The organism is Paenibacillus sp. J22R67 (assembly GCF_059692175.1).
In genome coordinates this window covers 1-26,042 of record NZ_JCAUAX010000020.1, presented here as the reverse complement: position 1 = coordinate 26,042, position 26,042 = coordinate 1, and the positions used below count along the sequence as shown (strand labels likewise).

Annotated in this window: 21 protein-coding genes and 4 tRNA genes; 8 read left to right on the top strand and 17 right to left on the bottom strand. The window is 47.5% G+C overall.

Annotation, left to right across the window (positions count from 1 at the left end):
• Window positions 1-11: 11 nt before the first annotated feature.
• The 5 genes from AC58VC_RS36105 to AC58VC_RS36085 all read right to left on the bottom strand — a co-directional run bounded on the left by AC58VC_RS36105 (window position 12) and on the right by AC58VC_RS36085 (window position 7,317).
• On the bottom strand, window positions 12-1,529 hold the full coding sequence (locus AC58VC_RS36105) for a sugar ABC transporter ATP-binding protein (protein WP_497376334.1): 1,518 nt from the start codon (window positions 1,527-1,529) through the stop codon (window positions 12-14).
• A gap of 138 nt (window positions 1,530-1,667) precedes the next feature.
• A complete protein-coding gene (locus AC58VC_RS36100; protein ID WP_497376333.1) occupies window positions 1,668-2,744 on the bottom strand; it encodes a galactose ABC transporter substrate-binding protein in 1,077 nt (358 codons plus the stop codon).
• A gap of 112 nt (window positions 2,745-2,856) precedes the next feature.
• The gene (locus AC58VC_RS36095) at window positions 2,857-3,837 is read right to left on the bottom strand and encodes a substrate-binding domain-containing protein (RefSeq protein ID WP_497376332.1); all 981 of its coding nucleotides are present in this window, start codon (window positions 3,835-3,837) and stop codon (window positions 2,857-2,859) included.
• A 12-nt stretch (window positions 3,838-3,849) separates the two neighbouring features.
• Window positions 3,850-5,544, bottom strand: coding sequence for a cache domain-containing sensor histidine kinase (locus AC58VC_RS36090; RefSeq protein WP_497376361.1), 1,695 nt, complete (start codon window positions 5,542-5,544; stop codon window positions 3,850-3,852).
• Between the two features lie 114 nt (window positions 5,545-5,658).
• Window positions 5,659-7,317 (bottom strand): response regulator, encoded by a 1,659-nt coding sequence (locus AC58VC_RS36085; RefSeq protein WP_497376331.1) that lies wholly within the window; start codon window positions 7,315-7,317, stop codon window positions 5,659-5,661.
• Window positions 7,318-7,543: 226 nt separating this feature from the next.
• Between AC58VC_RS36085 and AC58VC_RS36080 the strand changes: the two genes are divergently transcribed.
• The 4 genes from AC58VC_RS36080 to AC58VC_RS36065 all read left to right on the top strand — a co-directional run bounded on the left by AC58VC_RS36080 (window position 7,544) and on the right by AC58VC_RS36065 (window position 11,320).
• Entirely contained in the window at window positions 7,544-8,500 is a 957-nt protein-coding gene (locus AC58VC_RS36080; RefSeq protein ID WP_497376330.1) for an AAA family ATPase, read from the top strand.
• A gap of 4 nt (window positions 8,501-8,504) precedes the next feature.
• Window positions 8,505-9,656 carry a DUF58 domain-containing protein gene (locus tag AC58VC_RS36075; RefSeq protein WP_497376329.1) on the top strand — a complete coding sequence of 384 codons (1,152 nt, stop codon included), beginning with the start codon at window positions 8,505-8,507 and terminating at the stop codon, window positions 9,654-9,656.
• Complete coding sequence (locus AC58VC_RS36070) at window positions 9,619-11,001, top strand: DUF4129 domain-containing protein (RefSeq protein WP_497376328.1); 1,383 nt, start codon at window positions 9,619-9,621, stop codon at window positions 10,999-11,001. Before AC58VC_RS36075 ends, AC58VC_RS36070 begins: the two co-directional genes overlap by 38 nt.
• A gap of 148 nt (window positions 11,002-11,149) precedes the next feature.
• Window positions 11,150-11,320 carry a hypothetical protein gene (locus AC58VC_RS36065; RefSeq protein ID WP_315956040.1) on the top strand — a complete coding sequence of 57 codons (171 nt, stop codon included), beginning with the start codon at window positions 11,150-11,152 and terminating at the stop codon, window positions 11,318-11,320.
• A gap of 79 nt (window positions 11,321-11,399) precedes the next feature.
• Here the strand turns inward: AC58VC_RS36065 and AC58VC_RS36060 are convergent, their stop codons facing one another.
• Entirely contained in the window at window positions 11,400-11,666 is a 267-nt protein-coding gene (locus AC58VC_RS36060) for a zinc ribbon domain-containing protein (protein ID WP_497376327.1), read from the bottom strand.
• 177 nt (window positions 11,667-11,843) lie between these two features.
• Here AC58VC_RS36060 and hprK point away from each other — a divergent pair, with 177 nt between their 5' ends.
• Both hprK and AC58VC_RS36050 read left to right on the top strand, forming a co-directional pair.
• Window positions 11,844-12,752 carry an HPr(Ser) kinase/phosphatase gene (gene hprK / locus AC58VC_RS36055; RefSeq protein ID WP_497376326.1) on the top strand — a complete coding sequence of 303 codons (909 nt, stop codon included), beginning with the start codon at window positions 11,844-11,846 and terminating at the stop codon, window positions 12,750-12,752.
• 63 nt (window positions 12,753-12,815) lie between these two features.
• Window positions 12,816-13,730 carry a hypothetical protein gene (locus AC58VC_RS36050; protein WP_497376325.1) on the top strand — a complete coding sequence of 305 codons (915 nt, stop codon included), beginning with the start codon at window positions 12,816-12,818 and terminating at the stop codon, window positions 13,728-13,730.
• Between the two features lie 117 nt (window positions 13,731-13,847).
• On the opposite strand, the gene AC58VC_RS36045 is transcribed toward AC58VC_RS36050, so the two are convergent.
• The 6 genes from AC58VC_RS36045 to AC58VC_RS36020 all read right to left on the bottom strand — a co-directional run bounded on the left by AC58VC_RS36045 (window position 13,848) and on the right by AC58VC_RS36020 (window position 22,767).
• Entirely contained in the window at window positions 13,848-15,881 is a 2,034-nt protein-coding gene (locus tag AC58VC_RS36045; protein WP_497376324.1) for a transglycosylase domain-containing protein, read from the bottom strand.
• A 413-nt stretch (window positions 15,882-16,294) separates the two neighbouring features.
• Window positions 16,295-17,173, bottom strand: coding sequence for an aldo/keto reductase (locus AC58VC_RS36040; RefSeq protein ID WP_497376323.1), 879 nt, complete (start codon window positions 17,171-17,173; stop codon window positions 16,295-16,297).
• 138 nt (window positions 17,174-17,311) lie between these two features.
• The gene (locus AC58VC_RS36035; RefSeq protein ID WP_497376322.1) at window positions 17,312-18,970 is read right to left on the bottom strand and encodes a thiamine pyrophosphate-binding protein; all 1,659 of its coding nucleotides are present in this window, start codon (window positions 18,968-18,970) and stop codon (window positions 17,312-17,314) included.
• A gap of 5 nt (window positions 18,971-18,975) precedes the next feature.
• Complete coding sequence (locus AC58VC_RS36030; protein WP_497376321.1) at window positions 18,976-20,769, bottom strand: sensor histidine kinase; 1,794 nt, start codon at window positions 20,767-20,769, stop codon at window positions 18,976-18,978.
• 27 nt (window positions 20,770-20,796) lie between these two features.
• Complete coding sequence (locus AC58VC_RS36025; RefSeq protein WP_497376320.1) at window positions 20,797-21,687, bottom strand: GGDEF domain-containing response regulator; 891 nt, start codon at window positions 21,685-21,687, stop codon at window positions 20,797-20,799.
• Window positions 21,688-21,729: 42 nt separating this feature from the next.
• Window positions 21,730-22,767, bottom strand: a complete 1,038-nt coding sequence (locus AC58VC_RS36020; RefSeq protein ID WP_161406494.1) for an HD-GYP domain-containing protein — start codon at window positions 22,765-22,767, stop codon at window positions 21,730-21,732.
• A 344-nt stretch (window positions 22,768-23,111) separates the two neighbouring features.
• Between AC58VC_RS36020 and AC58VC_RS36015 the strand changes: the two genes are divergently transcribed.
• Window positions 23,112-23,684 (top strand): DUF1697 domain-containing protein, encoded by a 573-nt coding sequence (locus AC58VC_RS36015; protein WP_497376319.1) that lies wholly within the window; start codon window positions 23,112-23,114, stop codon window positions 23,682-23,684.
• Between the two features lie 69 nt (window positions 23,685-23,753).
• Here AC58VC_RS36015 and AC58VC_RS36010 read toward each other — a convergent pair.
• From AC58VC_RS36010 to AC58VC_RS36000, 3 genes are all read right to left on the bottom strand, one after another.
• Window positions 23,754-23,827 (bottom strand) — tRNA-Pro (locus AC58VC_RS36010).
• A gap of 28 nt (window positions 23,828-23,855) precedes the next feature.
• Window positions 23,856-23,932 (bottom strand) — tRNA-Arg (locus AC58VC_RS36005).
• A gap of 8 nt (window positions 23,933-23,940) precedes the next feature.
• A tRNA-Gly gene (locus AC58VC_RS36000) sits at window positions 23,941-24,015 on the bottom strand.
• Between the two features lie 135 nt (window positions 24,016-24,150).
• Here AC58VC_RS36000 and AC58VC_RS35995 point away from each other — a divergent pair.
• Window positions 24,151-24,993: a helix-turn-helix domain-containing protein gene (locus AC58VC_RS35995; RefSeq protein ID WP_497376318.1), complete on the top strand. Its 843-nt coding sequence runs from the start codon at window positions 24,151-24,153 to the stop codon at window positions 24,991-24,993.
• 26 nt (window positions 24,994-25,019) lie between these two features.
• Here AC58VC_RS35995 and AC58VC_RS35990 read toward each other — a convergent pair whose 3' ends face one another.
• Window positions 25,020-25,721, bottom strand: a complete 702-nt coding sequence (locus tag AC58VC_RS35990; RefSeq protein ID WP_497376317.1) for a phytanoyl-CoA dioxygenase family protein — start codon at window positions 25,719-25,721, stop codon at window positions 25,020-25,022.
• A gap of 178 nt (window positions 25,722-25,899) precedes the next feature.
• Window positions 25,900-25,979, bottom strand: a tRNA-Leu gene (locus tag AC58VC_RS35985).
• Window positions 25,980-26,042 lie beyond the last annotated feature (63 nt).

Here is a 26,042-nt window from a genome sequence, read left to right as displayed (position 1 = left end):
TGGCCCCCCATTTATGCCATATGCTGTGCAGCAAGGCGCATGATCTCTTCTTCTGTTGCTTTATTTCCTTCTACGATCCCCGTAAGGCGTCCTTCACACATGACCATGATTCGGTCTGACATCCCAAGAAGCTCGGGCATTTCAGAAGAGATCATGATAATACTTTTCCCCTGCTTCGCAAGGTCAGCAATGATGGAATAAATCTCAAACTTCGCTCCTACGTCAATTCCGCGAGTAGGCTCATCAAGCAGGAGCACGTCCGGCTCTGTTAGCAGCCATCTGGCCAACAGCACCTTCTGTTGGTTACCGCCAGAAAGGTTTTTGATCAATGCGTGCATGTTCGGCGTTTTGACGCGCAGCATCTCAATGCTTTTCTCTACTTCGACTCTTCGTTTCGCTTCATTGATGAACCCCAGCGGGTTCATGTATCGACCCAAGTTTGCGATGACCGTATTCTCAAGCACGGATAATACCGGGAAAATTCCTGTCACGCGGCGCTCTTCCGTGAGCAGCGCAATTTTATGCTTAATAGCATCAATCGGTGATTTAAGCTTTACCTGCTTACCATGGATCGAGATTTGGCCGGATGCAATACCGCGTAGTCCGAACAAAGCTTCCATCAGTTCTGTACGCTGCGCTCCAACCAGACCGCCTATACCAAGAATTTCTCCCTTACGCAGATCGAAAGAAACATTTTTAAAGGATCTTGGAATAACCGAAGTTAGCCCCTCAACACTCATTAATACACCGTTCGGTACATTGCTACGTTCAGGGAAACGCTCTTTAAGATCACGTCCAACCATTTTCGAGATGATCATATCTGTTGTCAGCTCTGACGATGGCCACGTGCCAATTTTGGTTCCATCACGCATAATCGTTACTTCATCCGAGATTTCAAGAATTTCTTCCATTTTATGTGAAATATAGATGATCGAGACGCCACGACTTTTCAAGTCGCGAATGATGCGAAATAGCTGTTCAACTTCATTCCCAGTTAATGACGAAGTCGGCTCATCCATAACAATAACTTTCGAATTGAAAGAAACGGCTTTGGCAATTTCAATGGACTGCACTTTGGAAACCGACAAGGTACCAACGAGTGTGTCCGGTTTAATATCCATTTGGAGCTGCTCAAATAACTTCTCTGTATCTCTACGCATTTTCTTGTGATCCACTAATTTCAAAGGTCCGATACCTTTTTGCGGGAAGCGGCCCAACCAAATGTTCTCCATCACATTGCGATGTGGAACCGGGTGCAGCTCCTGATGAATCATGGAAATGCCATTTGCTAACGCATCCTTGGAATTAACGATGGATACGGTCTCGCCATTCAGCTTGATCTCTCCGCCATCCGGCTTATAAATGCCGAATAAGCATTTCATCAACGTCGATTTACCAGCCCCGTTTTCTCCCATCAAAGCATGTACGCTTCCTGGGCGAACCTTCAGGGTAACGTTATCCAGCGCCTTAACGCCAGGGAACTCTTTGGAGATTTGATTCATTTCCAGTAAATACTCATGTAATGTCATGGTAACTCCCCCTACCAGCTCACGATAATCCCCACAAAGTGAAGCCATGGTTCTATGCCTATTTCTCTGTATCTTTGCACGGGTTTTCAAATAAGGAAGGCAAGAGCGGATAACTGCTCTTGCCCGCTTCTATTCGGATTACTTCGCTTCGTTCATGTTCGCTTTTGTAATCTTTTTGTAGGAAATCCAAACATATTTACCGTCTGTTACATCGTAGCCCGTTGTTTCTTTGCTTGGTGTTTGACCATTAGCAAGCGCTGTTGCTACGTTCGTTGTTGCAGCACCTTGGTTTTTCGCATCATTCAGAACAGTTCCGAGCAGTGTCCCATCGCTAAGTGCTTGAAGCGCAGGAGCCGTAGCATCAACGCCTACAACCGGCAAGAATTTATTGTCTTTGAAGTAGCCTTTTGCTTTCAAAGCTTCGATAGCGCCAAGAGCCATATCGTCGTTGTTCGCAAGAACAGCTTCGATTTTGTTTTCACTGGAAGCTAGGAAAGCTGCCATTTTTTCTTGACCTTTTACACGATCCCACATAGCCGTATCTTCTGCTACTTTCTCTACGCCCAGACCAGCATCTGTAATCGCTTGAATGGAGAACTTCGTGCGAAGCTCAGCATCTTGGTGTCCTGGCTCGCCTTTAAGCATAACGTATTGAATTTTACCGTCTTTGTTTTTGTCCGCTTCTGGGTGAGCTTTGAAGTAGTCAACAAGCAATTGGCCTTCCATTGTTCCGGATTGCTCAGCTTTTGCACCTACGTAGTAAACTTTATCCCATTTCTTCATATCGTCAGCAAGCGGCTCACGGTTCAAGAAGACAACCGGTACGTTAGCTGTTTTTGCTTTATCGATGATAATACCTGCTGCTGTACGGTCAACCGCGTTGATCGCAAGAGCGTTTACTTTTTTCGTGATGAAAAGGTCAACTTTATCATTTTGTGTTGGTTGTGAGTTTTGGCTATCTACGATATCCACCGTTGCTTTGTCTTTCGCAGCGTCAGCGATTGCCGCGCGAACACCGGACATGAACGTATCATCAAATTTATAAATAGCTACACCGATAGTTGGTTTTTTGCCGTCTGTTTTAGCTGGAGCTGCTGTTGCCGCTGCACCTGTGCTTGCTGCCGGAGATGTTGCAGGTTTTTCTGTTTTAGCGCCACATCCTGCTACGGTTGCGACCAAAGCACTAGCTACTGCAAGGGTAATCAATTTTTTCAAGGTAAGACCCTCCCTAAAAGGTGTTTTTATTTGTTTGTTTACATGTCTAAATATACGGCATGTGAACTAGGAAACAAATGCAATATCCTCATATCTTCTATCGAAATTCTCATCACTTTATAAATGGAAATAGCAACTTCTGATTATCCGACCAGAACATATTGTTTAGATCAATTGCTTTAATCCCGGTATCAACACGGCCCGGAATCTTCTTTCCATGTGAGGCTTCAACCGCATTCTTGACGCCCAAATAGCCGATGCTGAACGGATTTTGAATAATCGTAGCCTGGATGACGCCTTCCTGCAGAAGCTCCAATTCCTCAGAGGTGCTGTCAAATGTGATGATTTTCACCTTATCCTGCAGGTTCATTCGCTGAATCGCGTCGGCAACGCCAATGGAGGAAATCTCATTCAGGGCAACTATGCCGTCCAAATGCGGATATTTCTCAATGATGCTTTGAGTAAGCTGATCCGCCGTCCCCCGGTCTGTCATACTGTATACCTTGGCAATGACCTTTATGGCCGGATATTTCGATATTTCATCCAAGAGCCCTTGCTCCCGAAGCTCTGTATTGCGCTCCCCTTGTTTAAAGCTCACAATAGCGATATTTCCTTTCGTTCCTGCGAGCTTAATTAATTGCTGACCTGCCATTTGCCCGGCCTCATAATTGTTGGCGCCTATGAAGCTTCTCGCTTTGGTAGATTCCACTTCAGAGTCGATCGTGACAACGGGAATGCCTTTCCCCTCTGCATCGTCTACGACCCCCGATAGTTCCTTATAGTCGTTAGCCGCAAGCACGATGCCGTCTGGTCCGCTTTTAACAGATTGCTCCATTAAGGCGATCTGCCCCTTAACATCTCCTTCATCGTCTGGCGCCCTGAAATCCAAGGTAACATCGAATTCCTTCGCCGCGACTTCCGCTCCCATTTTGACCGTCTTCCAATAATCCCCGTTCTGGCTTCTAAGCACTACTTCCAAATGCTTCTTCTTCTCGGTGGGCGTAGTCTCTGTATCGCGCATACAGGAAGACATGGAGACAGCAGCGGCCAATATGGCGAATATGAGGGGACCTAGTTTCATTGTTTTATCCATCGCTGCTCCTTCCTATTCCTCTTCCAATATGGCTGGAATCCAGATTTTAACGACCGTTCCTTCTTCAAGCTCACTTTCCACCTTAACGCCATAGTCCGCGCCAAAATACAGCTGAATCCGCTCATGCACATTACGCAGACCAACACCTGAGCCTTTATCGCTATTCACCGAGCCAATCATAATGTTTTTGAGTGTTTCTTCCGACATCCCCACACCATTGTCTTGGACCTGCAGCCGTATTTTATCGTCTATTTTTCTAGCGGATATGTGGATATGACCTTCGTCCACCATATATTCAATACCGTGATAGAGCGAATTTTCTACAAACGGCTGCAAAATTAGCTTTAGAGTTTTATATGGCAGCACTTCTTCATCTACTTCAATGTCGTAATCGAACTTGTCTTTGTACCTCATCTTTTGGATGATCAAATAGTTCCGAATATGCTCAATCTCGTCTGCAATCGTAATGATGTTCTTTCCTTTGCTGAGCGATATCCGAAAAAATTTCGACAAGGAGGTAATCGTGGTGACGACCTCTTCGTTTTTCCCGTTCCCAACCATCCGAACCACGGAATTGAGCGTATTGTACAAAAAGTGCGGATTAATCTGCGACTGCAGCACCTCAAGCTCGTTTTTTCTCTTGATCTCCTGTTCATGAATATTTTGATCCATGAGCTCGCGCACCCTGGAAACCATGAGATTGAACCTGCGTGAAAGCTGCTCCACTTCATCAGCACCGCGAACATGGATGTACGTGTCAAAATGCCCCTTCTCGACCATTTCCATCGACTTCTTGAGCCGTTTGATCGGCTTGGAAATACGCGCTGACATGAAAGAGGAGATGAGCAAAATAAAAATAAGGACAATAACAAGCAGCCAGATCATAAATGTGCTAATTTCCTTGCGGGTCGTGATCATTTCATCCATATATGAGACCCCGATAATTTTCCAACCGATATTATTAACGGTCCTAACAACATTAAGCCGGGACTCGCCTTCGCTGACATCCATGTACTTGCCGTAGGAGAATTTAAGCGCCTGCTCCACATTTTCATACTTTAAGCCAATATAGATAAGCTGCTGCTGAGGATGATATACGATGTTCCCTGCCGAGTCGTCAATGATGTAAACGTAGCCTTTTTTACCTAAGGAAACCGTGCGGAACACGTCATCCAGTGTTTTAAAATTCACATCCACTAGAAGCACCGCATCTTCCCATTTCCCGCCACGCTCAATGGAAACCCCTTTACTCATCGAAACAACCCACCGGTACGGATCTTTGAATAGGTTCTGAATATGCGGCAAAGAGAACGACAGATGGTTCGGATTATCCAATGCGGACTTAAACCAGGACTGCTCGAGAAGCCTCGTATTCTTACGCATTCCAGCATTTTGGAGGCCCGTAATCAGCTCGCCATCCGCAGCAAATAAATTAATAGAAACAATATCCTCGCGCGTGCTGGCAATTGTTTCCAACTGTTCCGTCAGCTTGTCGGAGGGGACTCCGCGGCTCTTGGCAATCTTGGCATCGACCACCTCGAAGGTGTCCGCCATGGCTTTTATATAATTTTCCAAGTTAAATTGGACCTGCTCTACAATCTGCTGCGTATTTATTAAAGCACTTGATTCCGCTGTCTTGGAAAACTTATTATATAGGACCAGCGAAATGATCAGCATGACGGTCACAGTGATAAAAATAAAGGACATTGTAATCGCAAACTGGATGCTTTTCACTCGAATCGTATCGAGCAGCACCCCATACAAAGCCTTGCATAGCGCTCGTATTTTTCGTATCAAAACTAACCCCCCGCTCATTGACCCCTACTGCCCTTTGGTACTGTTATTGCGATATTCCTTTGGGGAAACGCCGACATTTTTACGGAACGAAAAGCTGAAATAGTTCGCGTCGGCATAGCCAACCTTCTCAGCGATCTCCAGTGCCTTCATATCTGTGGAACGCAGCATCTCCTTTGCCGCCTCCATGCGGATATGATTCAAATAGTTGACGAAGGTCATTTTGGTTTCCTTTTTGAAAATACTGCTGAAATACCCCGCGCTAATATGCAAATGGCCGCACACTTTATTAATCGTAATATCGCCTTCGTGATAATGATTTTTGGTATAATCCTTGGCCATCTCCACCAGGTTCTTGTAGGTATATTGACGGTCGGTTGCGATATGGTTCATCATGGAGGCGCATAGCTCGGCAAGCCATTTCTTGGCTTCTTCTAATGACGTAAACTTATTGATTTCCGTAAAAGGAATGAAGTTATCGCCGAAAACCTCGTCCACATTCAAATTCGAATCCTTCGCCGCCTTCAGGATGCAAGTCAAAATTTCAAGCAAATAGATCTGATAGTCCTTAACGGAAACAGCCCCTTCAATTCCCTGAAAAAGCTCGTCCATCGTCTCCCGAATCTCCTGATTCGTCCCAACCTTAATACATCGCGTCAAAGCATGCTCTTTCACATCGTCAAAACGAACTTTCTCAACAGTGCGCATCTCCACATCATCAATGGAAATGATCCGGTTGTTGCCAAGAATAAGTCTATAATCCAGCGCCAGCACGGCATCTTCATAGGAATAGCTGATTTTGGTCACATCCTTCATGACCGTTCCAATCCCCACCGTTAAGGTGAACTTCAAATATTTCTCTACATTCTGCCGAACTTCTTCCAGCACCTTCATGGTCTCTTGCAGCGCGATTTCCCTATTCTCACTCTCCCTCACAGATAACACAACCACTTGATCGTTATGCATAAAAACAAGGCCAAGCCGGCGTTTATCTACAATCTCTTCCGTGATATTTAATAGGGCGAAATATTTCAGCGCCTGATCAGGCGAATATTTTAAGGAAACGGATTTGGACAGCTCTTCCCGATTCTCCAGCTCTTCTTCAGGAATAAGTACCCCGTCTATGCTCATGACAGCCGCGACGAAGCTTTTACCGCTGATTTCAATGCCGTAGTTAACCGCTTTCTCAACGACTTCTTCGCGTGGAAGCTTCCTGTTCATGAGCGTCGCTAGAAAGTTCTCTTTCAGCACAGGCATGCTCTTCCGGTAATGCTCCATAAGCAGCTGAACGTTCTCCCGGTGAGCCACTTCCTCTTGAATTTGCCCTTTCACCTTCAGTAAAGCATTGATGAGCTCTTGCGCGGAAAAAGGCTTCAGCACATACTCGTCAATGTGCAGCTTAATCGCTCTTTGGGCATACTCAAATTCATCATGCCCCGTGAGAATAATCAGCTTAATGGTCGGATAACGCTCCCGAATCGCTTCAGCGAGCTGCAATCCATTCATGAATGGCATCTGAATATCTGTTACGACGACGTCCGGCTGTAATCGCTCGACCATTTCCAGCGCTTCTCTGCCGTTCTCCGCTTTCTCAATGACTTCGAAGCCAATGGCTTCCCAGTCCACCTCCCGAACGACTCCTTCACGGACATCCTCTTCATCATCCACTAAAATTAACTTGTACATCATTGTCCCCCTAAACATTTACATATAAAGTGCTTATCTGGCAGTTATTAGTAATTACGATATTTAACCATATTGTACTAACTGCCTATGGAATACACAACAGGATTAGCAAGCGATAAGGAAGTAATGGTACAAATCACCTAGTGTCTGTTAAACTTAAGAAGACAGCCCTTATGTCCCGATTTACATATTGTTCACCACATTAATGATTTGGGAGGAACAGCCGTTGGACTTCACACGAATAGGACAAATCGCTACACTCATCAAGGACAATGTAGGTAGAGTTATTGTAGGAAAAGACGAGACGGTCGAGCTGATGGTCATCGCCCTCATCGCTTCCGGGCATGTGCTGCTGGAGGATGTGCCAGGTACCGGAAAGACGCAGCTGGCTAAAGCGCTGGCCCGCTCCCTAGACGGCACGATGAAGCGCATTCAGTTCACGCCAGACCTCCTGCCTTCGGATGTTAGCGGCATTAACTTTTACAATCAAAAACTCGGTGAGTTCGAATTCCGCCCAGGACCGCTATTCGCTCACATTGTGCTCGCCGATGAAATTAACCGCGCGACGCCGCGCACCCAATCCGCCTTGCTGGAAAGCATGGAGGAGCGCCAAGTGAGCATCGACGGGGAAACACGCATGCTCGAAGCGCCATTCCTCGTCATCGCCACGCAGAACCCTGTCGAGAATCAGGGGACGTTTCCGCTGCCTGAAGCGCAGCTCGACCGCTTCCTGATGAAGCTCTCGCTTGGCTATCCGTCTGCTGCCGAGCAGGTACAAATTTTAAAGCGCTACCAGCAGCAAGATCCGCTTGACCAGCTGCTGTCGGTTGTAGGGCGGGCAGAGCTGCTTGAAGCGCAGCGCTTGTTCGTGCAGGTGCGCTTCAGTGACGAGCTGCTGCAGTATCTCGTGCAGCTCGCGGAAGCTACGCGCACGCATGCGGATGCCGCGCTTGGCGTCTCGCCGCGCGGCGTGCGCGCCTTGATGAAGGCGGCGCAGGTGTACGCGGCGCTGCGGGGCCGCGACTACGTGCTGCCGGACGACATCAAGGCGCTGGCCCAGCCCGTCTGGGCGCACCGCATCCTGCTGCGGACACGGTCGCGCCAGCAGGACCAGCAGGTGCAGACGCTGCTCGCTGGCATTCTTGCGGCGCTGCCCGTCCCGACGGAAGTCAAGCTGAGGTAGGCGGATGGGCATCTCCTGGATCCTAATCATCGCCGGCCTTGTGTACCTTCTCCAGCATGCCCTATTCAACCGCTGGGGTTTTCGCGGTCTTACGATTAAACGAACATTCAATACCGATCACTGCCACGCAGGGGATCGCATCGAAATGATCGAAACGATTCAGAACCGCAAGCTCGCTCCGGTTCCTTGGCTGCGCCTGGAGTCCACGATTCATGCCGGGCTTCATTTTGCCAAGCAAAGTAATCTTGCCGTGAGCAGCGGCGCGATGTTCCAGAATCATCGCAGTCTTTTCAGTCTGATGCCATATACCCGAATCGTCAGGCGTCACCAGGTATACTGCGCGCAGCGAGGCTGGTATAAGCTTGAAACCGTATCCGCTTCCATCGGGGATCTGGTCGGCATGCACGCAGCAACCAAGAGTCAGCGCACAGATTTGGAGCTCCTCGTGTACCCGCGCTTAGTGAGTCGGGATGACATCCCGCTTCTATCCAGCCGCTGGCAAGGAGATGTTACCGTGAAGCGGTGGATTATGCCTGATCCATTCCTGGTCTCCGGTGTGCGGGAGTATCGCTACGGCGATACGATGAACAGCATTCACTGGAAAGCCACTGCCCGCAGTCAGCGACTGCAGGTCTACAATCGGGAGTTCACGGCAGACCCAAGGCTGCTCATCATCGTTAATACCCAAATAACCGCAACCATGTGGGATGCTGTTAGCGATCCAGAGCTTGTAGAAAAGGGTTTATCCTACGCCGCCACATTGGCTGAATACGCGATTAGTCAAGGGATTCCTGTTGGCTTCGGCTATAACGGTTCTCTCACCCAGCAACCTGGTATCCCTGTGCATATCCCACCTGCGGGCGGTCATCCGCATCTGACGTACCTGTTCGAAACGATGGCAAAGCTGTCCATCTCCTATACCCGTTCCTGCAGCGACTTTCTGGATGAGAGCACTTTGCAGGAAGGGAGCGCCCTGGATATTATTCTGCTGACAGCTTTCGTATCCGATGCGATTGAAGATAGCATTCAGCGACTTGAAGCGCAGGGGCATACCGTCTTTATCGTTCCCTTGCAGCATGGGCTTCTAACCCTTCATGAAAAGGAGGCGAGTCCATCCGATGTCAACGCCGCTTCAGGTGCAAGCTCAGCAAGTTAACAAGACCAGGGATACTTATCTTCAAGTCTTTGGGTATTCTCTTCTGTTCGCTGTTGCTGAACTCATCCTATTCTCGCCACTTGCCGTCACTACATACATTTATTTGTCAGAGATCCATCTCTGGCAGTTGATCCTGCAGTTCATGCTTGTTTTCGTCGCAGGCAGCTTACTCGGGCGCGTTACTTGGCTATCTCGTACGCTTTACGAGCTTCTCGGGTGTGCATTAGTCGGCTTAACAGCAGCCTACTTATTCCAAGGGAACAACTGGCATAGCTGGACTTGTGCCGCTATCGGCATGCTGCTCGCCTATCGTGGTATTCGCTGCACGAAAGACGGCTGGCAGGCTATCTTTCCCGGAGCTTCCTTTGCAGTCGCAGGCTCCGTGTATTTCATCGGTGTTCCGATCATGGGACATCAGGCTTCTTATCAGCCTTACATGGGCTGGATGAATGGACTAGGCTTCGTCTCGCTGATTATCTTTTTCTTTGCTATGCAGCGAACAGGGCTGCTCACGGCGACACTCGCCAGTGATGAGCGAGCCGCCTCTTCCTCCCTGTCGGAGACCGTGAAGCGCTCGAGCCGGATTTGGTTAACGGTCTTAATTGCCCTTATCTTCGTCGCGAGCTATTTCCAGCAGCTTCGACAAGGTATCGTTGCCGGTTTGCGTGCGGCAATCGCATGGCTGCTGAGTCTGATGCAATCCGATCCACCGCCGGAAGCACCGCCTGAGCCCAGCCCGTCTGCTGCGCCGCCGCTCCTGCCCCCGGCTGAAGCCAAAGAACCGAGTTGGCTGGACGCCTTGTTTCACTACATTCAGATCGTCTTCGGATATCTGATCGTGATCGCGCTTATTGTCCTTGTCGTCTATCTGATTGTAACCAAGCTCCTGCCAGTGGTGAATGCCTTCTTGAGACGCTTAATGAACCGTTCTCTCAGCAGCAAGCAAGAAGCGGAATCCGAGGGCTTCATTGATGAAAAAGAGGCGCTTGTTGATTGGAAAGGACTGCCTCGCCTGTGGTGGCAGCAAGTGAGGAAAGGAAGGAATAAGGAGAGAAGCCATGCGAAGAAATGGTCGCTTCTACCGAACAATCGGGAGCGCATCCGCTTTCTTTACCGGATCTTGATCGAGCGGGCTGCTCTGAGCGGATATACGTATAAGGAAGCTCTGACTCCTAATGAAACGGAAAAAGATTTAAGCTTAGGCAAGCAGTTGCCTTTGGAAACCGTTCATGCGATTACATCGGCCTATAATCAAGTTCGATACGGTGAAGCGGACCTCTCCGATGCCCAGCTGGATCAAGTGCTGCAATCGGTCGAGCCTAACCTTCGCAATCACCTAAAGTAGCCTAATCCACCTAATTTGTAAACCAAAAAGAGGCTGTGCAGCGTCCAACTGCATGGCCTCTTCACCTTTTTTATGAAAAATCGTCACATTCCCGCTCGCCGCCGCATATGCATAATTGTTTGAATACATTTGATGAGGTGGTTTTGAGATGTTAGCATTAAAAACGAGCTGTGAAAGAGAAGAAGTCGTTCAAACTTTGTGTGACATGGGCTTGGATCAAATTGCAAGATGGATCATGGTATTGCCCGAAGACCGGTGGGAAGGCATGTTCCTCTCAACATGGCCTACGCTTGCGAAAAAATGCGGCTACAACAGGTAAGCTGCTTTTACATAAACATACGAAACGACCAATACGGCCTACGCTCTGTGCGCTTTCTTGCATAGGGCGTTTTTTTTCGCTATTTATTCGCGGACCATCTGTGCAGCTTGTGAATATTTCGCGTGAAAAGCCCTGTTAGGAATCGTGGGAACCCGAACTCCACCATCTTCTGCTTCACGGTCTCCTTCATCTGGTCAACCGTTAAATTAGGCTGCGTGAACTCGCCATTTTGGTAGCAATGACTACAATAAACCTTACTCTTCGCTCCCGATTTCTCCGTTCCTCCACCTTGTTCATCACGCGCTAGTGGCATACCGCAGCTTTGGCAGTTTTTATAAGCATCCATTTGATGTACCTCCATATTAACTTCTTGCCTCTATCATACCAATGCCGCTTCCAAAAGCAACGCATATTTTGACACATTTTGCACTAAAATGGTACATTCAAGCGCTTTCACAGCAGGATTATTACGGTAAGTAAGCGAATTATATGGCATTATGAATTTATGAAGGAGGGACAGGTTGTGAAGCCCGTCACAGTCAAAGATTTAGTCGAGCGCTTCTCGCTCGAAGTACTTGCCGGACACTCGGAACTGCACCGTCCGATTACCAAAACGAAGGCGCATCGCCCCGGTCTGGAATTTGTTGGCTATTTTGAATATTTCCCGCAAGAGCATGTGCAGCTCTTAGGCCGCAAAGAAATTACGTACCTGCACAAGCTCACCGAAAATGAAAGAAATCTGCATATCGGTAATATTGTCAAATATCATCCGCCTTGTTTCGTCGTAACGAGAAACCAGGAAGGCTTGAAATATTTAACGAAATATTGCGAGGAAGAGCGTATTCCGCTTCTCCGTACCGCCCAAGCAACAAGTAAATTTCAGGATCTCGTTGACTTATATCTCAGTAAATCCTTGGCGCAAGAGATTGCCATTCACGGCGTCTGCGTCAACGTATCCGGGATCGGCATTTTGCTTCGTGGCAAATCCGGTGTTGGCAAAAGCGAGACCGCCCACACCTTGATCCGCCGAGGACATCGCCTCGTTGCTGATGATATTGTTGTGCTGAAAAAAATCAGCCCGGAGACCCTGCTGGGCACGCACAACGGGAAGACGAAGGAATTCCTTGCGCTGCGCAGCATCGGGCTTATTAACGTGTCACGCCTCTATGGCCGCAAGGCGTTCCAAGATGAAACACGGATCGTGCTTGATATCGAGCTGACCAAGTGGCAGGAGCATGCGCTCAACAACGATTTGGAGCTTGAGCCTGCATTTACAGACTATATGGATATCCGAATTCCGCATATCGAAATCCAACTGCAGCCAGGACGGGACGTTGCCGGACTTGTTGAGGCTGCTGCTAACAGCTGGTATTTGCGCCAGCAAGGATACAGTGCGGCTGAAGAGTTCATGCAGCGCCTGCAATGCGACTAAAAGCCCTAAGACCGTCCCAAAACACCTCCCTATGCCGAAAGGTGTTAGTGGAGGTGTTTTCTCATGCGCAAAAGATTACCATTTATTATTGTATCTATCACGCTGGTGGCTTTGTTGGTTTGCGGGTGGACAGCCTATGCATCAACTTCTCCTAACTCAGCCATTTCTACTTCAGTCAACGGCACATTCAAATCTACTAGTACGGATGCCGTCACTGTAATTACGGACAGTGGGGACCAAACGGTGCCTTTAGCCAAATCTGTGTGGGTTTTCAAAAATGATCAAAAAGCCCAGCTTACCGACTTACATGCGGGAGATCAGATCGAACTAATCCTCAATAGCAAGCAGCAGGCTGCCTATGTCAAGGCAGTATCCACCGTTCCAAATGAGCCTGCGCCGTCCCCGGTTGCTTCTGCTACTCCGGAACCTACTCAGAGCCCGGCTACAACGGAGGTACATACTCCGACGCCTGCTACTCCAGCGCCGGAATCTAGCACAAAGCCAGCCCAGCCGGATAAAGACATTTATCCAGACCTGCAGGGCATTGATCTTAACGTCGACGGGAAGCATTTCAAGCTGCACATTGGGCAATCCAAGGATGCTAAAGGAACGACCTATGATCTAAGTATTAAGCCTGAAGACTCCGGTATGATTCACCTTAAAGGGGACGATGCTGCCCAGTGGATCCAGAAGCTGCTCGCTTCGATCGATCTCAAATCATCCGATGCTGAGCAGAAAATTGCAGGGCTGCTTGCCCAGCACTACAACTTGGACGCTAACAAATTGAATGTCCATATGAAAACCAAATGGGAGCAGCAGCAACAGCAGCAGACTCCAAAGAAACCTGATGATGATCATGATGATCATGATGATAAAAACAAAAATGAGTCTAATAGCGGACCAAAAGCTAAAGACGATCATAAAGATGAGCGTAAAAATAATGATAAACCACGTGGCAACAGCCATCACGATGATTAACAAAGAAAGCCGCCAGTCTCCCATGGAGCCGGCGGCTTTTTCGGTATGAGCTTTCATAATGCCTTAGCTACCGATTGAGGTGCTGTGCCTCGAATCAAATAGATGGATGGAATAGGATTAATCCTTCCCTTTTCCATGACCGTGCTCAGGAGGTTTCCCATCCTCTTTATCCGGCTTTTTATCTGGACCTTTGCCTGGTCCCTTCTCAGGCCCTCTGCCGGGCTCCTTCTCAGGTTTCCCCGTCGAGATCGAAGAAACTCCCTCCGTCCCCACTATGGGCATATCAAACGCCACAACAGGTGCTTGAGCTAGCGCCCGTGTCATTATCTCACGAAACAACACAGCCGGCACGGCTCCACCGGATGTCGTTAAATAATGGGTTTTGTCCGTGCGGTCATAACCAACCCAAATGGCAGCTGTCAGCTCTGGTGTGTACCCTACGAACCAGGCATCCTTAGCGCTGCCGCTGCTAATTCCCTCGAACTCCTTCGTCTGCGGCAGCTGAGTAGTACCCGATTTCCCCGCAACGGGGCGGTTCATTGCAGCATTCTTCCCTGTCCCTTCCTTTACAGCAACTTGGAGCATCGAGGTCATTGCATAAGCTGTCTCAGGCTTCATTACCTGTACGCCCTCTTGAGCAGCTTGTACGAGCAAATGACCCGTGCTAGTTTCTATTTTCGTAATGGTATGTGCTTCGTGATAATCCCCTTTAGCTGCAAACGCACTGAAGCCCTGTGCCATTTGAAGTGGTGAGACCCCCTCCGACAGTCCGCCTAGCGCGATGCCGAGCTGACGATCCTGAGCAGGCAATGTGATGCCCAGCGATTTGGCAAATTGAAGCCCGCGATCAATGCCGACCTCATGAAGCAGCCACACAGCCGGCACATTCCAGGAAGAAACGATCGCCTCCTGCATCGTTACCTGCCCTCGCGATTGGTGATCCCAATCTTGCGGCTGATACCCCTCAATATTCAATTGTCCATCATACAAGGTGGAAAATGGCTTATAGCCTTGCTCCAGCGCAGGACCGTACACGGCAATCGGCTTAAAAGACGAGCCCGGCTGCCGCTTCAGCTGTGTAGCATGACTGAAGCCGCGAAAGACGCCTTCTCCCCGTCCCCCTGCGAGCGCGCGGATACCGCCAGTCCGTTGGTCCACAATGACCGCGCCACTCTGGATAAGTTGATCCGGCTTGCTTTCGGGAAAGAGACTGTCATTGTTATAAACTTCCGTTACCGCATTTTGCACGGCAGGTTCCAGTTCTGTAGTAATGCGTAAGCCTCCCGTGAGCAACTGCTCTTCCGTGAAACCGTACATGCGAACTGCTTCGTTAATGACCGCATCGACATAGGCGGGGTATTTGCCTTTCAGATCATTGCTTTTATCCGACTTCACGACACCAATCGCTGCCGCCTTCGCACTCTCGTACGCCTGCGGAGTGATTTTTCCTTCATCGCGCATTAATACCAGTACAGTGTTCCTGCGTTCTAGTGCGTGCGCTTCGTCCTGAAAGGGCGAGTACCGACTCGGCGCCTTAGGCAGAGCGGCAAGCACTGCAGCTTCTGGCAAAGTTAAGTCTTGTACATTTTTATTAAAATAGGTCCTAGCCGCCCCTTGTACACCCCAGCTGCCTTCCCCAAAATAAATACTGTTCAAATACATCTCCAGAATTTCATCTTTGCTGTACGACGTATCGATTTTGATCGCGTACGCTGCTTCGCGTAATTTTCTCCCCAGTGTTTTATCTGCATTGAGAAACAGGTTCCGGGCCAGCTGCTGAGTAATCGTACTTGCACCCTCTGAATAGCTGCCTCGCACCACATCGCGGGCTACCGCCCGAAAAATTGACTGGATATCAATGCCCGTATGCTCATAAAATCTTCGATCCTCTACGGCCACAACCGCATCCGTGAGCACCTTAGGCATCTGCGATATCGGTACAGGGTCAATCTTTGAAGCGGAGAGCTGTGCCGCCGCTTTGCCGTTCTTATCCAGCACGAGCGTTGCCTCGGGCAGCGGTTGATTTAATTTCGATACATCGAGCCCGCGAATGTATGTATAACAAGCTGCGAATACAGCTACGCCACCAGCCAAAAGCGTGACTAGGCTTATTAGCCAGAACCTTTTGCTTGACCACAATCGTTTAACCATCTTACCTTCCCCCTTATATTCGCTATAGGTATTCGTTCTCAGCCTATAGTTAGCGACGCATAAGTGAGTCCAATTCATGTCAATTTTGAGCATATAGCCCGATGGATGGTTAAACTTGTTTTATGCTGCTAACTCGGACATTTTATCCGTCCTGCAATAGTTAACGATGTAAAACATCGTTACAGCAACTCACCCTCGCCCGAGGGTTAATTTAACGATGTTTCTCATCACTGCAGCTGAGAAAAGGCCATACTTCCTCACTGTGCGCGGCTTCCAACGATGTTTTACATCGTTACAGCTGCCTCAGCCATGTCCCTTGCCTCTCCAATGATGTTTCTCATCGTTACAGCAACTCACCGCCCCCAAAAAACAAAAAACGCGCCCTCCCCTACGGGGAAAACGCGTTTATTTACTTATGCGATCGAGGTTGGCGCTCCAAACACAGATGTATACCCGCTAATCCCACTCAGGATACGCTCTGCCTCTTCATCCTTCATGGCACCATATCGCTCGACGGCGTCAACGATTTTCGGGAACAAATGAACGTCCCCTGCGCTAGCGAACCCGCATATCCCTGGGAACGATAGCACAAAATGCACACAAGCATCAATCACCTGCTGTTGATCAAATGGCTCGTACCATGTCGCGTAAGGACGCTCCTGCCCTTCTGCCCATGGCGCCTTCGCAATGGCTTTAATGACTCGCACAGCCACCTGCTGCTTGCCGGCCTCTTCCATCAAAGCATCGAAAGCCTCGCGATACTGCGGCAAGCCGTACATATAATAGTTCAGCGGCAGCAGCACCGTAGCGAAGGGGAATCTATGTAACGCTTCCAAATGAACAGTAGGCGCATCATGCCCATGTCCCGTAATGCCAATTTCCTTAACAATGCCTTCGGCTTTCGCTTCCAAAGCCGCTTCCAAGGCACCACCCTTTTCTGTGCAGCGGTCCAGCTCTTCCATTGAACCCACGGCATGCAGCTGAAGCAAGTCAACGGAATCCACTTTCATGCGCTCCAATGATCGATAAATCTCTTCCTTCGCTTCCTTTTTCGATCTTTGCCCTGTTTTCGTAGCTAGAAAAATATCTCCGCGCACTTGGCTAATCGTTGGCCCCATGCGCAGCTCAGCATCGCCATAGCTGGCGGCTGTATCGAAATGGTTCACCCCATGCTGCAGGGCATAAGCAATTGATGCGTCCGCTTCCTCCTGCTTCACATTGCCGAGACTTGCGGCTCCAAACATAACGACTGAGCTTTCGTAATTCAAACGACCTATGGTGCGTTTCAACATGGATGAAGTGCCCCTTCCTTAGTGTTCTTGCTCCCTATAACCATATCATTTCCAGAACCAAGAATACAATCTCCATCCTCCTGCATGCAAAAAAGCTCTCGGATGCGAGCATCCAAGAGCTTAAATCAGCAACTCCAATTAATACGTTGCCCCTTGTAGGAACTTCACTCTCTCCCCCATAGGAGGAATCTCGTTCCCGTCCACGATAACTTCTATCACAACTGGCTCCCCATGCGATAGCCACTCCGTTACATGTTCACTTTGCAATTGATCAAGCGATGTAATCTCAGCATGACGCAATCCAAGGGATCGCGCGATTCCTGCGATACTTACGCGTTCTTGCGAGAAATCATCGAGGCATCGTTTGTATTGCAGCATGTGTCCGTGATAGACCATTCCCAAACGGGCATTATTGATGACGACAAAAAGGATTGGAAGCTGATATTCCTTCGCTGTCAGTACTTCTAGGCCATGCATGAAAAAGCAGCCGTCGCCTGTTATACAAATCGTTGGCCTGTTCGGCTCTGCTAGCTGAGCGCCGAGAACTCCGCCTAGACCGGAGCCCATGCCTCCGAAATTGATATCGATATCGAACTCTTGTCCGCTTTCGATCAACACATTTTGAATCGAGTAGGTCATGAATTCCCCGATATCCAGAAAGAAGCGTGCATTCTTCGGTGCTGCTGCACTTAGTCCGCGGATGGCAGATCGTGTATTCCACTGCTCCTCGCCAGGCTCGGTTGCCGCTGCAGCCTCTGCCAAGCCAGCGAAAGTATCGCTCACGGCTTCATCCACCTGTCCATCTAACGACAGTTGTTCGAGCAGCTCCGCGATAACCAACTTGATTTCCCCATGTACGGGGTAATGGGTCTCATACACCTTCCCAAGCTCACTAACGTCATAATCGATGTGAATCAGCTCACGACCTGCAACCAAACGCGGTTCCCAGTTGCTTGTTGCCAGCTCACCGAGGCTCGACCCAATGATAAGCAGCACTTCGTGGTTGCCGCCATTCAAATATTCGCTTGCCTTCCAGTTGGCTGAAAGGCCATATCCCCCTAGCGACAGCGGGTGATCCTCAGGGAATGCTCCCTTACCACGAGGGGTAGTCGCAACTCCCCAGCCGAGCGTTTCGGCAAATTGCACGATGCTGTCCGAAGCTGCTTTTGCCCCGCTGCCGAGCAAAATAGCTCCACGGGAGCCTGCTGCCTTCATTCGCTGTGCAGCAGCCTCTACAGCCGCCAAATCCATAACCGGCTGCTGCAAGGCAGGCAGTATCGGAAGCTCTCTTTCCCCGATATCCTTCATCTGAATGTCGATCGGAATCGCTAGATGAACAGGACCTGGCACACCGCTTATTGCAGTATGATAAGCCTCTGCCAGAATCTCCGGCAGCTCATGTGGATCCAGCACCGTCCGGCTCATCTTCGTGATCGAAGCAAAGATCGGCTCCGCATACAACTCCTGCGCGCCGCCCTTGCCTAGTTTGGTCGATGGAACAGATCCTGTGATGAAAATAACGGGCAGCTTCTGTTTCCATGCATTCGCAGCCGGCGTTACCAGATTCGTCGCTCCTGGCCCGCTGGAAGCTACACAGAGCGAAGGAATACCGGTAATTCTCGTATAAGACCCTGCCATATAACCGGAGCTGTTCTCATGCTTGGCGACAATCGGCTTAAGCTCTGGGATGTCCATAAGGGCGTCATAAATAGCATTGATCGAACCCGCTGGAATACCGAATACATACTTCACTCCTTGCTGCACAAGAAATCTCAATCCTACTTCAATCGCCCGCATCTTCGTTACTCCTTTCCGATTGGTAATGTGAACTTAAATGCCGATCCTTGGCCTTCACTGCTATCGAACCAAATGCGGCCGCCGTGCAGCTCTATCAGTTGTTTCGAAATCGCAAGACCGAGGCCTGTCCCATTGATTTGATTATTTGCCTGATAGAACTTGGTAAAGATATTTTTCTGCTTCTCAAACGGAATCCCGATCCCATTATCATGCACTTCAACAGTGAGCAAGCTATCCTCGAATTTCGTTTTTATAGTAATTACACCTAGTGGAGGCGTAAATTTAATGGCATTGGAAAGTAAATTGAGCAGAATTTGTAGAATGCGTTGCTTATCCACTCGGACGACGGTATCTTTATCCACTTCGGTCTCAACGACCAGGATCAATTTCTTTTTATTAATAAGCGACTGTACGATATGGACGGATTCTTTAACAATTTCATTGAAATCTGCTTCGGTGTAAAGCAGCTCAAATTTACCATTTTCCATTTTGGCAAAATCGAGCAACTCATTCACTTGATCAAGCAATCGGTCGATTGACTTAGCCGCAATATCCAGTAAATCTTTCTGGGAATCGTTAAGATCGCCGAGAATGCCTTTTCCAAGAATATCAACTGATCCTTTGACTGCTGTAATCGGCGTACGCAGCTCATGTGACAATGTCGCTATGAAATCACTTTTGAGCTCGTTCAAATGTTCCAACTCCCGCACTAGACCCTCTAACTTGAAGTTGGCTTGCTGTAATTCGATGGATCGCTCATGCACGGAATGGTCCAGAGTTTCGGTGTGCTGCGCATTGGATAAGGCTGTTGCCGTCGCATCCGAAATGGATTGGCAGAACTCCAAAATGCTAGCTTCATACTTCCGCTGCTTACCGATAGACGGGATCGCAACCACGCCGTACACGGAGCCTTTGGCTACAAGCGGGAATACCATGATACTTTTGATATCAAAGGAAACGAACGCTTTATGATTAGGTCGTGGATCTGCATAAACGTCCTCGATAGCTGCTGCTTTTTTCTCTGTGATGACTTCATACAACAGCCGGTCGTTCTCAATCGTTAATTTGACCTCGCGATGTTTCACCTTCCATTCATCCATCGTCACGTTCTCTGAGGACAACTGATAAGGCTCGATCGTATGTTCTTTTTCATTATATAAATGAATCCCGATATCTTTCGATCCACTTGCTTTGCGCATATAGTAGAAAAACGTGTTAAGTACATCTTTAACCGATAACGATTCAGATAATGCTTTCGTCGCATCGAGAAGAAGCTGCTGCTTCTCCATAAGCAAATGGCGCTGCTCAAACATCCGGATATTGCGAATGGCCACACTTGCCATGTTAACGAAGGCTTCTGTGACTTCCATCTGCTCTGGAGTAATGTTCATTGGTTTACCAAAATCATGGACAAATACTAGACCAAATACATCATTGTCGACGATGACAGGAATACCGAGGATGGATTTAATTTTCAGTAATTGTCTTTTGGACTGATCCAAACGCAGGTCTACACTCGTATCAGAGATGTAGTCGCTCGCTTGATTTCGTAAAATATCTCTTACAAATTCATCCTCTTTGGGATCAATGAGCAATTCCGTAATATCAACGGGTAATTTATTGCCTTTATATCCTTTGAACGTACCGTCGGGCTGCTTCAGGAAAAAACCAACCAGATCTGCTTGCGTAATCTCTCCTGCGATTGCATCTACGAAAACCTGCAAAATTTCGGACAGTTCAAACTGTGAATTTATAACTTTTGTCATCTGAAACAATTTCTGAAAACTCATAAGCTCCATGACCATACTTTCCTCATTCTCCTTTGTCTAGCGAATCTTTATTTGATGTCTTCCACTGTTTTTGGCTCCGAGTAATGCAGCATCTGCTTGTGAAATAATTTGCTCAAAACAGGTAGGATCGAAATTATTGGTTAATCCAATACTTACGGAAAACTCTTGCAACTTATTAGGTGCCAGGCTGACCTTTAAGTTATCTACTTCCTTAATAATGCTACTTGCTATCTCAACACAATTCGCTTCATTATGGAGCAGAACCAAATATTCATCTCCGCCATATCGAAACGCTAAATCATGATCGCTTGAAACTTTGGACTGTATGATTGCAGCAACTTCCCGCAATACTTGATCGCCAACCAAATGGCCGAAGTTATCATTAATATCTTTAAAATAGTCCATATCCACCATCATAGCAGCTTGGAATTTCTTAGTTCCCTCACTGATCATGCGGATCGTAATATCTAGATAAGCTCGATTATATAGACCGGTTAATGCGTCCACGTAGACCAACTTGGCGAGTTGTTTATTATCTTTCTTCAGGTTCTTGATCTTAGCCTTTTGATGGAGGGCGATCTCAACTTTCCGTTCCAGCACATCCAGATCAAAAGGCTTTGTTAAATAATCAACTGCTCCTAGACGTAGTCCTTGTAAAATATCTTCTTTCTGTGCATTGGCTGATAAGAAAATAATGGGCGTATCAAACTCATCTTCCGCAATCAAGTTTTTACATATTTCAAACCCTGATATTTCTGGCATCATCACATCGAGCAAAATCAGATCAGGCATAGTTTCCTTGACCATCTCTTGGGCCTTTGTACCATCTTCAACGGTAAAAATTTCATAGTGTAAAGAATTCAAAAATATACGTAGTATATTTAAATTATGAGGTTCATCATCGATGATCAGAATACGACCGCTCATTCTTTTATCCCATCTTTCATTACGATAATAGGTTTCCGTTAACTAACCATTCATTTGCATTTGCTCATCGATGATGCTTAAGAAGATTCGTACTAATTTCTCATCAAATTGCTTTCCCGCGTGAGTAAGCAGCTGTTCTCTTACCTCATGAACATGAAGCGAATTTCGGTAAACTCTCGTGGATGTCATCGCGTCGAACGCGTCGGCAATACTTACAATGCGTACCAGATAGGGGATATCCGATCCGCTCAATTGATCCGGGTAGCCCCGGCCATCCATCCGCTCATGATGCCACCTTACCATCGGTAATAAGTGCTCCACATCCTGCAGCTCCTTCAGCAATTCAAATCCAATCACAGGATGTTGGCGAATGACATTAAACTCTTCGTCCGTTAAACGGCCAGGCTTCATAAGAATATGATCGGGAATAGCTAATTTCCCTACATCGTGAAGCAAAGCGCCTAGTTTCAAAGTTTCCAACTCAGTTTCAGTGACACCGGCTTTGGCACCAAGCAGCGTTGAATAGAAAGCAACATTATAGCAATGATCAACTGTGAAGCTGTCTTTCACTCTTAATGTATTAAAAAGACTTTCGTAAGCCTGCTGCTTTAACACTTGCTTGCGGAATTGAATCTTTTTAATCAACTGCTCCATATGGAGCTTGATGAGATTGCACAACTGCAATTGATCGTCTTTCAACTGAGTATCCGAAGGAAATGAGAATAGTAGGGCACCGTACGAAGGGCCGTGCTTTATGTGGAATCCATAGATACATTCGTATCTGGATTTTAAAAGGTAATCTCGAAGCATTCCATCTGCCTCATACACAGACAAACGTGAACCTTCTGGCATTTGGGAAAAAAACTGTGTTTGAAGGACTATGTACTTTAACTGCTCCATGACTGCTGTACTAATATTTACGGAATAAGAAGCTGGGGTAATCTGATGTTTCTCATCCATTAGAAAAAGAGAGATATGTTCACAGCCTATTGATTTTTTGGCGATATCGTTCAATTGGCCGATCGATTCGAAGATGGAATCAGAATTTATCACATTCTTGAAAAACAATGAATTCTGCATAGATGTTACCTCTTATTCTTCTCAAGTAGACTGCCCCGACAATTTAATTAGTACTAGTTCTTCTTGTTAAGGAGAATCTCCTCTATTATAAATAATTTTTTCCATAATTTTAATATTTTTTTACCTGAAAAGTGATATTTTCACACATTATGAGCATTTGTGCGAGACACATTCGTCGATTCATGTCAAAGTGGGTCCAGAGCCTTTTTGCAATCCCGATAGGTCTTTCGACACATGTTGACACAACCCTCCACTAACTAACGTGTAACAATAGTATTTCTATGGTAAAGTATGGATATTGAGGGAATGGGATAATTGTATATTAAAAGAGAGAAGTGACTTGGATGGCGATCTATATTGCGTTATTGCGAGGTATTAATGTAGGCGGGAAAAACATCATCAAAATGGCCGAGCTCAGACAAACATTGGAACAGCTTGGGCTGCTTCGTGTTCAGACTTACATTCAGAGCGGCAATGTATTGTTCGAATCCGATGAGGATGAAGAATCGCTGCGCAAACAGCTTGAAAATGAGATTGAAAACGTCTTTCATATATCTCTAGCCGTGATTTTGAGAACAGTGGAGGAACTAAATTTCATAGCCGCAAATTGTCCGTACACCGCGGGCGAAATTGCCGAAGCGGAGTCCATGTCCGATGCCGAAAGCCTATACGTAGCCTTCCTGCCTAAGGAGCCATCTAAAGAAAGCTTAGCGCGTCTTGAAGTGTTGCAAACGGAGAATGACCAGCTGCGAACAAAAGGAAGAGAAATCTATCTGTTATACAGACACAGTATTCTAAAATCCAAGCTTGCGAATAACCTTCCGAAACTGGATGTCCCTGCTACCGTGCGAAATTGGAAAACAGTAAGTAAGCTTGTTACTTTAGCCAATGCAATGACCGAATCCTCGCGTCTGTAGCACAGACAACATAAAAAGAAGCATAATCTCCCAGTCTATCTACTGATCGATTATACTTCTTTTTTTGGATCGGGATGACACGATTTGAACATGCGACCCCCTGCTCCCAAAGCAGGTGCTCTACCAAGCTGAGCTACATCCCGATACTACTATGTATGTTGTAAGTAAGAATGGCGCGCCCTGAGAGATTCGAACTCCCGACCTTTTGATTCGTAGTCAAATACTCTATCCAGCTGAGCTAAGGGCGCTTAAAATATGGAGCGGAAGACGGGGATCGAACCCGCGACCCTCGCCTTGGCAAGGCGATGCTCTACCGCTGAGCCACTTCCGCAAGTAGGTGTTTCATGCCGCTCTTTTTAAGCGACAAGTAGTAATATAACAGGATTCTTAACAAAAAGCAAACAATTTGTCCAATTATTTATTTCCAGTTTTCACCTATCATTTTCATGCTGAGAAGAGGGACTACGTGGTTACAACCTATTTTGATCAGAACGTTAAGGTCACACAAGGTGTCATTATCGAAGAAAAGCTGGCTGTATACACGGAGCATGAATTTCATATGCATATTGCACTGGAGGTCAGCATCGCACTTGATAGCACGATGAAATATCCGCTTGGCGACGAGTGGTATTATGCCGATCCTGGGGATGTCCTCTTGCTGCGTCCGTTCGAACCGCACTGGAACTTAACTCGTGAGGAAGGGAAGCCTAGCCGTTGGATCATGCTTCTCTTCTCACCCGATTATGTTGCTTTCATACCGAACGGACACAGTTTGCTTGTCCCTTTCTATATGATGAACACATCACAGGTAATCCCTGCAGCCTCGCCGCACGCTAAGTCCATCATGCGGCTTGCCATAGAGGCCCTGCAGGAGAAGACACAAGCTCAGCCAGGCTGGGAGCTGCAGCAGATGACGCTATTCATTCAAATTCTTGTCCAAATTCATAGATACTACCATATGTTAGAGCAATCGTTCGGAGCCCCCTCCCTATCCGGCATCCTAACAGCCATCGAGCATATCATGACCCATTGGTCTGAGGAGGTCGACGTAGACATGCTAATTCAACACTCTGAACGAAAGAAAACCTGGTTTTATACCAAATTCAGAGAAGTAACAGGCTCGACTCCCAATGAATTCATCATTCGGCTTCGCCTTCAATATGCAGCTCATATGCTGATGCATACGCATGATTCCATCACAGATATAGCCCTCGCCTGCGGTTTTAGCACCCCTAGCTATTTCAACAAAGTGTTCAAAGAGCATAGGGGTATGACACCAAGTGCGTACCGGAAACAGACTGCTACCTAGCTAATTCAGAATATTACTGTGGTGGACTACAACTTGGCTGACAAAAGGACACGATCCTCTAGCCGCTTGCCCGACTGGGCGTACCGGCAGCTTGCTGCCGCGACTTGGAAGGCATACGCGCGTCTGGGCTTATCCGTATGGTTCTTCTTGCTGTGGTGCAGCGTTTCCCGATGGAAGAATACAGCATCGCCGGGGGCGAGTGGCGGGCATGGCACACCATTCTCCGGCTCTGCAGCACGCCTGTGACCAGGCTCTGTATTGATATTAGGCTGTCGGCCGAGTAGATGCGATCCTGGGGCCAGCCATAGGCCCGCGTTCTGCTGGCTGATATCATCCAGTGCAATGAAACCATTGAGCATATGGCCGAGAATATGTGTGTATTGATTATCCTGATGCCACTCCAACCCATTGCCGTGTGGAGCCACGACCGCATACATCCCCATCCATAGTTTGACTTGATCCCCTAGAATTTGTTCTAAAACGTTTACAATATCCGGACTCGTCAAAAATCTCGTAGTCTCAGGGTAAGCTTCTTGCTCCTTGGCAATATCGGTTATGCCTTTACTTTTCCATTCACCAGTTCCTCTTTCGTTGGCGAAAGCAGCGTTCTCCTCATTGATGGCGTCTACCGTTTCTTTTGTAAGAAAACCTGGAGCATAGAAGAAACCCTCCCGATAAAATTGTTCAACCATCTCCTGCGTCAATTCAAACTTTGTCACTTGAGTCATTGTCCTCAACCTCCTTCGTGGATATTGACTTTATTGTAAATGAGAATGCCGCACAATTACTTGCAATTCAAGAGGCGAATACTAGCAATTTTGTTCACTTCAATTCAAATTGCTGCAAAAGACGCACAAAAAGCAAAAAGGATTAAGTTAATGATAACTTAATCCTTTTTGCTAGGTATGCGCGTAGAGGGACTTGAACCCCCACGGTCGCCCGCTAGATCCTAAGTCTAGTGCGTCTGCCAATTCCGCCATACGCGCATGCTGTAAATAAGGCAAATGGTGAGTCATGTAGGATTCGAACCTACGACACCCTGATTAAAA

Coding starts and splice junctions, on each gene's coding strand:
- AC58VC_RS36025 (WP_497376320.1), bottom strand. CDS start 21,687: ATGAGCGGTCGTATTCTGATCATCGATGATGAACCTCATAATTTAAAT.
- AC58VC_RS36040 (WP_497376323.1), bottom strand. CDS start 17,173: ATGTTGAAACGCACCATAGGTCGTTTGAATTACGAAAGCTCAGTCGTT.
- AC58VC_RS35990 (WP_497376317.1), bottom strand. CDS start 25,721: ATGACTCAAGTGACAAAGTTTGAATTGACGCAGGAGATGGTTGAACAA.
- AC58VC_RS36075 (WP_497376329.1), top strand. CDS start 8,505: ATGGGCATCTCCTGGATCCTAATCATCGCCGGCCTTGTGTACCTTCTC.
- AC58VC_RS36035 (WP_497376322.1), bottom strand. CDS start 18,970: ATGCGGGCGATTGAAGTAGGATTGAGATTTCTTGTGCAGCAAGGAGTG.
- AC58VC_RS36045 (WP_497376324.1), bottom strand. CDS start 15,881: ATGGTTAAACGATTGTGGTCAAGCAAAAGGTTCTGGCTAATAAGCCTA.
- AC58VC_RS36095 (WP_497376332.1), bottom strand. CDS start 3,837: ATGGATAAAACAATGAAACTAGGTCCCCTCATATTCGCCATATTGGCC.
- AC58VC_RS36105 (WP_497376334.1), bottom strand. CDS start 1,529: ATGACATTACATGAGTATTTACTGGAAATGAATCAAATCTCCAAAGAG.
- AC58VC_RS36065 (WP_315956040.1), top strand. CDS start 11,150: ATGTTAGCATTAAAAACGAGCTGTGAAAGAGAAGAAGTCGTTCAAACT.
- AC58VC_RS36060 (WP_497376327.1), bottom strand. CDS start 11,666: ATGGATGCTTATAAAAACTGCCAAAGCTGCGGTATGCCACTAGCGCGT.
- AC58VC_RS36070 (WP_497376328.1), top strand. CDS start 9,619: ATGTCAACGCCGCTTCAGGTGCAAGCTCAGCAAGTTAACAAGACCAGG.
- AC58VC_RS36090 (WP_497376361.1), bottom strand. CDS start 5,544: ATGTCCTTTATTTTTATCACTGTGACCGTCATGCTGATCATTTCGCTG.
- AC58VC_RS36015 (WP_497376319.1), top strand. CDS start 23,112: ATGGCGATCTATATTGCGTTATTGCGAGGTATTAATGTAGGCGGGAAA.
- AC58VC_RS36050 (WP_497376325.1), top strand. CDS start 12,816: ATGCGCAAAAGATTACCATTTATTATTGTATCTATCACGCTGGTGGCT.
- AC58VC_RS36020 (WP_161406494.1), bottom strand. CDS start 22,767: ATGCAGAATTCATTGTTTTTCAAGAATGTGATAAATTCTGATTCCATC.
- AC58VC_RS36085 (WP_497376331.1), bottom strand. CDS start 7,317: ATGTACAAGTTAATTTTAGTGGATGATGAAGAGGATGTCCGTGAAGGA.
- AC58VC_RS36030 (WP_497376321.1), bottom strand. CDS start 20,769: ATGGAGCTTATGAGTTTTCAGAAATTGTTTCAGATGACAAAAGTTATA.